General features: G+C 45.7%; 7 protein-coding genes, 2 tRNA genes and 1 pseudogene. 5 read left to right on the forward strand and 5 right to left on the reverse strand.

The window, feature by feature from the left end; all coding sequences use genetic code 11:
- Positions 1-428 (forward strand): VOC family protein (locus AC4E7D_RS09345; RefSeq protein ID WP_490173535.1); only part of this gene is annotated, 428 nt, incomplete at its 5' end.
- A 90-nt stretch (positions 429-518) separates the two neighbouring features.
- Here the strand turns inward: AC4E7D_RS09345 and AC4E7D_RS09350 are convergent.
- A complete protein-coding gene (locus tag AC4E7D_RS09350; protein ID WP_490173536.1) occupies positions 519-929 on the reverse strand; it encodes a DUF4293 family protein in 411 nt (136 codons plus the stop codon).
- Positions 930-1,239: 310 nt separating this feature from the next.
- Between AC4E7D_RS09350 and rho the strand changes: the two genes are divergently transcribed.
- From rho to AC4E7D_RS09365, 3 genes are all read left to right on the forward strand, one after another.
- Positions 1,240-2,874 (forward strand): transcription termination factor Rho, encoded by a 1,635-nt coding sequence (gene rho, locus AC4E7D_RS09355; protein ID WP_490173537.1) that lies wholly within the window; start codon positions 1,240-1,242, stop codon positions 2,872-2,874.
- A 172-nt stretch (positions 2,875-3,046) separates the two neighbouring features.
- On the forward strand, positions 3,047-3,745 hold the full coding sequence (locus AC4E7D_RS09360) for a hypothetical protein (protein ID WP_490173538.1): 699 nt from the start codon (positions 3,047-3,049) through the stop codon (positions 3,743-3,745).
- Positions 3,746-3,763: 18 nt separating this feature from the next.
- Positions 3,764-4,453 (forward strand): hypothetical protein, encoded by a 690-nt coding sequence (locus AC4E7D_RS09365; protein WP_490173539.1) that lies wholly within the window; start codon positions 3,764-3,766, stop codon positions 4,451-4,453.
- A 58-nt stretch (positions 4,454-4,511) separates the two neighbouring features.
- Here AC4E7D_RS09365 and rpsT read toward each other — a convergent pair whose 3' ends face one another.
- From rpsT to proS, 4 genes are all read right to left on the reverse strand, one after another.
- The gene (gene rpsT / locus AC4E7D_RS09370) at positions 4,512-4,763 is read right to left on the reverse strand and encodes a 30S ribosomal protein S20 (RefSeq protein WP_490173540.1); all 252 of its coding nucleotides are present in this window, start codon (positions 4,761-4,763) and stop codon (positions 4,512-4,514) included.
- 59 nt (positions 4,764-4,822) lie between these two features.
- Positions 4,823-4,894 (reverse strand) — tRNA-Glu (locus AC4E7D_RS09375).
- Between the two features lie 47 nt (positions 4,895-4,941).
- Positions 4,942-5,013, reverse strand: a tRNA-Glu gene (locus AC4E7D_RS09380).
- An 82-nt stretch (positions 5,014-5,095) separates the two neighbouring features.
- Complete coding sequence (proS, locus tag AC4E7D_RS09385) at positions 5,096-6,571, reverse strand: proline--tRNA ligase (protein WP_490173541.1); 1,476 nt, start codon at positions 6,569-6,571, stop codon at positions 5,096-5,098.
- Between the two features lie 96 nt (positions 6,572-6,667).
- On the opposite strand from proS, the pseudogene AC4E7D_RS09390 reads away from it, so the two are divergent.
- Positions 6,668-7,209 (forward strand): annotated as a pseudogene (locus AC4E7D_RS09390) (hypothetical protein); the annotation flags it as partial.

Below are 7,209 nucleotides of genomic sequence, written 5' to 3' on the forward strand. Positions count from 1 at the left end.
TAATTATACGGACTATGGCAACACCTTTTACTATTGATTTTCTCGACCACGTGGCTTTGCGGGTCAATGATCTGGAGGTTTCTGCACGCTGGTATGAAGAGGTACTGGGATTAACCCCATATCACATACCGGAATGGGGAGCATACCCGATCTTTTTGCTCGCAGGTAAAACAGGAGTAGCCCTTTTTCCAGCGAAAACCGGGGAAGGCCCATCACCCCCTGCAGCCATCGGCCCGGGAATTGATCACTTCGCCTTCCAGGTTTCCAACAAAAGCTTCGAAAAAGCAAAAGCCTGGTATGCGGAACAGAAAATTCCCTATGAAGTGCAGGACCATCATCATTTTCTTTCGGTATATGTTCAGGATCCGGATGGGCATACGGTGGAATTGACCACCTTAGTCGGCAAAGCGGCGGATTTCTATAAATAACTAAGGCCCGGGTAAGCCCGAAAAGCAAAAAACCCCGACGCAGCAAGGCTGGTCAGGGTTTTACGCACTAATACTACTAAGATGTTAGGTTCAACGTAAGCGGTCCACAGATTTTACAAGATCTTCATCATTTTTAATAGCCTTGTTCGCCAAGACCAGAAAAACGATAGAAAAAATCGGAATCAGCATCCCAATACCTTTCTCAGAAACCTCGGTTTCTCCAGATAAACTTAGGGACCGGTAAACGAAAAATCCTAGTAAAAAAAGGTTCAATATGAGGTTCAACCTGTTGAGTACAAATTGATTTTTCCTGTTCCTGTACATGAAAATAGCAATCAAGGCCAGCAATGCAACCACATAAAAGGTGATAACTATCCAGGTTACCTGGTTCGCCATTACATCCGCTCCTTCCGCATCTTTCCAGAGGGGTAGCCATATGGGCAATAAGCCGTTAAGTAGGGCTACAAGGAGCAAATAAACTGTTTGAATACGCTGAATCACTTTCCTACGCTATTGGATGGCAAAAATACGGCACTTTTTAATTCCTGAAAATCAATTCGCCAAAAAAAGTACTAAAATCGACAGCTTAACATTTCGGTCAAAGTACCCCCCTGCCCAAGCTGTAAAAAGGATTAACCGCTAAGGGCTCTTCCTGCCATTTTTTAATGAATATCAGGCAAGTATGAAAAATAATTTGTATTATTGTCCCGTTATTAGTTAGTTCACTTACCGACCGGGATATCTTTCCCGCGAAACACCCGAATAACAACATACTTCATTTTTTTATCAATACTAATTTATTCAATACTGAATGTTTGAAATTTCAGAATTAAAGGGGAAAAAACTTCCCGAATTACAGGAAATAGCAAAAAACCTAAAAGTACCCAAGTATAAATCCCTGAAAAAACTAGACCTGGTTTATCAAATACTTGACTTTCAGGCAAGTAACCCAGCTGCTGTAAAAACAGTAACAGCATCTGATGAAACCCCAAAAACTGCTCCTAAGCGCAAAAGAGTAGCGGCTAGCAACGGACAGGAAAAAAGTCCTAAACAAGCTAGGGAAAAAGGGCCGAAACAAGCTCAGGAAAAAGGGCAAACGCAAGAAAAAGGTGCAGTATCAACCAGTGATAAAAGCACAGAGACCCCGTCCGCGAAAAAGACGGGCAGAGGGGATGACAAGCGTCACAAAAAAGACTATCAAAAAGGCGGTGGGTCTCATAAGCAGCATCCCAAGCAAAAGCAATCCTATCAAAAGAAGGAAGCCCACGAACCAAAGAGCAGCAATTTCGACAAGGACCTTAAAAACAAATACAAGCAACCCGAGTACGAATTCGACAGTATAATCGAGAGCGAAGGGGTCCTGGACATTATGCAGGATGGCTACGGCTTTCTGCGCTCTTCGGATTACAATTATCTTTCCTCACCTGATGATATTTACGTGTCACAATCTCAGATCAGGCTTTTTGGCCTGAAGACCGGGGATACCGTATTGGGCAACGTTCGACCTCCAAAAGAAGGGGAGAAATATTTCCCACTGATCAAGGTGAATAAAATAAACGGCCTGGATCCCCAGGTGGTTAGGGACCGCGTAGCCTTTGAACACCTTACCCCACTATTCCCCAGGGAAAAATTCAACCTGGCGGAACGGCAGAGCAATATTTCCACCCGCATTATCGACCTGTTTTCCCCGATCGGAAAGGGCCAGCGGGGTATGATTGTAGCCCAGCCCAAAACAGGTAAGACCATGTTGCTCAAGGACATTGCCAACGCAATTGCAGCCAACCATCCTGAGGTATATCAAATCATACTCCTCATCGATGAACGTCCGGAAGAGGTGACAGATATGCAAAGAAATGTTCGCGGCGAAGTAGTGGCCTCCACTTTTGATAAAGAAGCTACGGAACACGTCCGTGTAGCTAATATTGTGCTGGAAAAGGCGAAGCGATTGGTGGAATGCGGGCACGATGTAGTGATCCTTTTGGATTCCATTACCAGGCTGGCCCGTGCCTACAACACCGTACAGCCTGCTTCAGGTAAAGTATTGAGTGGTGGGGTTGACGCCAACGCCCTCCACAAACCCAAGCGATTCTTTGGAGCAGCGCGGAACATTGAAAATGGGGGGTCCCTCTCTATTATCGCCACGGCGCTTACAGAAACCGGTTCCAAAATGGATGAAGTCATCTTCGAGGAGTTCAAGGGAACGGGTAATATGGAGCTGCAGCTTGACAGGAGGATCAGTAACCGCAGGATATTCCCTGCTATCGACCTGGTTTCGTCCTCAACAAGACGGGACGACTTGCTGCATGATGAGAACACCGTCCAGAGGTTATGGATTTTACGCAAATACCTGGCAGATATGAATCCAATCGAAGCCATGGAATTCATGGAGCAGCGCATCAGGCAAACCAAGAATAATGAGGAATTCCTGATGACTATGAATCAGTGATCCCAACATAAGATCATTATAACACCCAACCCTCTCTTAAAAGGGTTGGGTTTTTTTATTCCCTTTCCGGGCACCCTGGCTTCCGGGTTATCTTAAAAATAGTAACTTAGGAGGGGTAATCCCGTTCCCCCCTTGCATTGTTGTGTAACTTTATTTCCAAAAACCATATGTTATGAAACTTGAGAAACCAATGTTGGCTTTTGCCTCACTGATAGGTTTGATCCTTTTGCTATCCCTGCACAGTTGTAAAGAACAAGACAGACAGAAGGAACAAAGTGAGGAAACCTCAGAAGTTAGGGCGCCTGAACAGATCATAAGTGTTGCCCAGGCCAAAACCATGTATGACCAATATTCAAAACGGAGGGCTCCCCTCATCCTGCGTTATGAGGATTCCATAACTAAAGGGGAAAGAGAATTTGATGTTGCCCGATATACCTATTACGACTACAAGACAATAAAACAATACCTGGCCTACATTGAACAAGAGGCGGAAAATGCCGGGGTAGAAATTGCCTCCCTCCGCTTTTACTTCTCCAACTATCCGGATCAGGAAACCTTTGAAAATGGAAAAAAGGTGGTACATCCAAGACAAAATTCCATTTTTCTGATGCCCACAGTACAAAGTGAGGGGCAGGATTATGGCTTTTATATTCAGGAAGGGGAATCAGGAAGTGAAGTAGTATTGCTGAATGGAAAACTGGAACCTTACCAGCAGAAAGGAATGGGGTTGAACAAAAAGGGAACCTACCATAATGAGGCCGGATTTGCTCCTAAATTGCATGCTGTGTCTACCGGGGCTCCTTCGAATGTACAAGGTGACAAAAGCCTGATACTAAATGAAGGGAACTCAGCCCCGCCACCTTATAATTAATCAAGCTTTGGAAGAAAGATGGATTTGAACTGGTTCGACCTGTTCCTGGAGCGATCATTCCTGCCGTTATACGGTATTACCGTTATCGTATCCATTTTACGCTATCGCAAATACTACGATACCCCCCTGAAGTATTTCCCGATTTTGCTGATGTATACCTTCTTGAACGAATTACTCGGTGCCCTAATCCGTTACAATGAATTTGAATTTGTCTTCAACGAGGTGTACCGGAACAACAATTTGATTATTTATAACATCTACAGCATTGTGTTCTTCCTCTACTTCTTTTACGTATACTATATGTATATAAAAGAACAGCTGTACAGAAAGATAATCGCCGTAGGCAGCGGGCTCTTCATCCTTGTGGCCATATTAAATCCATTTTTCCAGGCCTTCCTTTACGAATCTCAGGTGTTTACTTACCTCACCGGCTCCCTGGTACTGATTGTTATCCTTCTTCTGTTTTTCATTTATACACGGGAAACCTTTGGAAGCTGGTTCCGGGACAGGAGCATTATGTCCTGGCTGAGCCTGGGGATGTTTATCTTTTACCTGTTATACATGCCTATAAAATGGATCCGGTATGAGCGTGCCGCGGAACAGCTCAATGATATTCCAATGGTGCGAAGATTGCATCTGATCCTCATCCTGATCATGTACTGCAGTATTGTAATCGGGTTCCTAAGGATGGGGAAGGAACGCAAGTAAGATCTGGAAATAAAAAACCCCGGTTCATCACCGGGGTTTCCTAATTGTTTCAGTCGGTTTACAAAGTGCCTACCTGATGCGTCAATTTGCTTTTCAGGTTAGCAGCTTTGTTTGCGTGAATGATATTTCTTTTCGCCAGTTTATCAATCATACTCACTACGGAGGGCAGCAATGCCTCCGCCTTTTTCTTGTCGGTTTCGTTACGCAGTTTTTTGATCGCGTTACGCGTAGTCTTATGCTGGTACCTGTTCCTCAAGCGAACCGCTTCGTTCCTTCTGATCCTTTTTAAAGCCGACTTGTGATTTGCCATATTCTTTTACTTAATTTTCTTTACTTCCAGAGACTTCCTTTTTATCAGTCCCGCTTTTGTAGCCCGTAGGGGAATCGAACCCCTGTTACCAGGATGAAAACCTGGCGTCCTAACCCCTAGACGAACGGGCCTTTACATCTATCATACAGGAAACAGCGTTAGCTGATTCCCATTTTTGTAGCCCGTAGGGGAATCGAACCCCTGTTACCAGGATGAAAACCTGGCGTCCTAACCCCTAGACGAACGGGCCATAAAAGCTTCTCAGGGAAGCGGATGCAAAAATACAATTATTTTTTACTATCACAACTCCCTAATCCTATTTTTTGAAAGCTTTAATACGCTTTAGCAAAGAGTACCCGTTGTTTGGATGGCTTCCCGGTAAGCACGCAAGTACCGCTACCTTCATACCCTTCCAGCGGGATGCACCTGATGGTGGCTTTGGTCTCTTCTTTTATGCGCTCTTCCGTTTCGTGGGTACCGTCCCAATGCGCGGCTACAAAACCTCCCTTTTCTTCCAGAACAGCTTTAAACTCATCATAGGAGGATACCTCCGTGACACGCGCATCGCGATAGGCAGCAGCCTTTGAAAATAAATTCTCCTGTATCTCGTCCAGCAATTGGGTCACCTTATCCACCACTTCCTCAGCAACTACAGTTGCTTTTTCAAGGGTATCCCGCCTGGCGACCTCGTAAGTACCGTTTGCGAGATCCCTGGGGCCAATCGCCAACCTGACCGGAACACCTTTGAGTTCGTATTCATTGAACTTAAATCCAGGTTTATGAGTATCCCGGTTATCGTATTTGACAGATATTCCACGTGCTTTAAGATCATCAACCAACGTGGCCACCTGGGCATCAATTGCTTCCAGTTCGTCCATTCCTTTGTATATGGGAACGATTACTACCTGTATGGGAGCTAGTACCGGTGGTAACACCAGACCATTGTCATCACTGTGGGTCATGATAAGGGCCCCCATAAGTCGGGTAGACACCCCCCAGGAGGTCGCCCAGACGTAGTCTTGCTGCCCTTCCTTATTTGCAAATTTAACATCAAAGGCCTTGGCAAAATTCTGTCCAAGAAAATGTGAGGTCCCCGCCTGCAGAGCTTTACCGTCCTGCATCAGGGCTTCAATACAATAGGTCTCCACAGCTCCCGCAAAACGTTCGCTGGGAGTTTTGGTCCCCTTGATGACGGGCACAGCCATGTGTTTTTCGGCAAACTCCGCATAAAGGTTAAGGATCAGTTCGGCTTCATCAATGGCCTCCTGTTCTGTAGCGTGGGCCGTATGCCCTTCCTGCCAGAGGAACTCCGCTGTTCTCAGAAAGAGCCGTGTACGCATTTCCCAGCGCACTACATTGGCCCATTGATTAATCAGCAGGGGAAGGTCACGGTAAGACTGGATCCACTTGCGATAAGTGTCCCAGATAATGGTTTCCGAAGTGGGGCGAACGATAAGTTCCTCCTCCAGCTTTGCCTTTTCATCGACGACAATACCACTGCCGTCTTCTGCATTTTTAAGGCGATAATGGGTAACCACTGCACATTCCTTTGCGAAGCCTTCAACATGGCTGGCTTCCTTGCTTAAATAGGACTTGGGGATGAATATTGGAAAGTAGGCATTCTGATGCCCGGTGTCCTTGAACATCTTATCCAATCCCGCCTGCATTTTTTCCCAGATGGCAAACCCGTAAGGTTTGATGACCATACATCCGCGAACTCCCGAATTTTCGGCCAGATCAGCCTTGATCACAAGTTCATTGTACCACCTGGAGTAATCCTCGCTTCTTTTGGTTAAATTTTTACCCATTGATTATAGTTTGGCATAAATATTGTGCCTTATTAGCAGAAATAGTTCGGTAAAACTAACTATTTTTCAAATGTTCAACAATATAATTTTACGGTCATGATGCATATGCTACCCCAACCGAAAATTCTTCGATTCAGCCTGTTTTCCCTTTTGGGATTGCTGGCGATTTCCTGTGGTTCCTACCAACAGGCGTCTTATTACGACAATGACGGAATTTACGCCCAAACACCAGAAGGTGTTCGCGTAGAACGGCCTGTTCGCCGCGCGGTACAACCACAACCCAAACAGGAGAAGGATGGTATTTACGAGGATTATTTTGGTCAGAAAGCAGATCAGATCGATGAGATCATGGAAAGCGAGATCTTCACCGATGTGGATGATTATTACAGCGGGGTGGAGAACGATAGCCTGGCACTGGACCAGGAAACCGATTATTTCAATCAGAATAATGACTATGCCGGTTACGGTGGCTGGGGAGACAACCCGGGCAGCGTAACCATCAACATTATTGACAACGGCTGGGGCTGGAATAACTGGGGCTGGGGCTGGAACAACTGGGGTTGGAATAGCTGGAATGGCTGGGGCTGGGATCCCTACTGGGGCGCTAGTGCCTGGTACTGGGGCGGTCTGTACAGCCC

It is taken from the genome of Lentiprolixibacter sp., assembly GCF_982873095.1.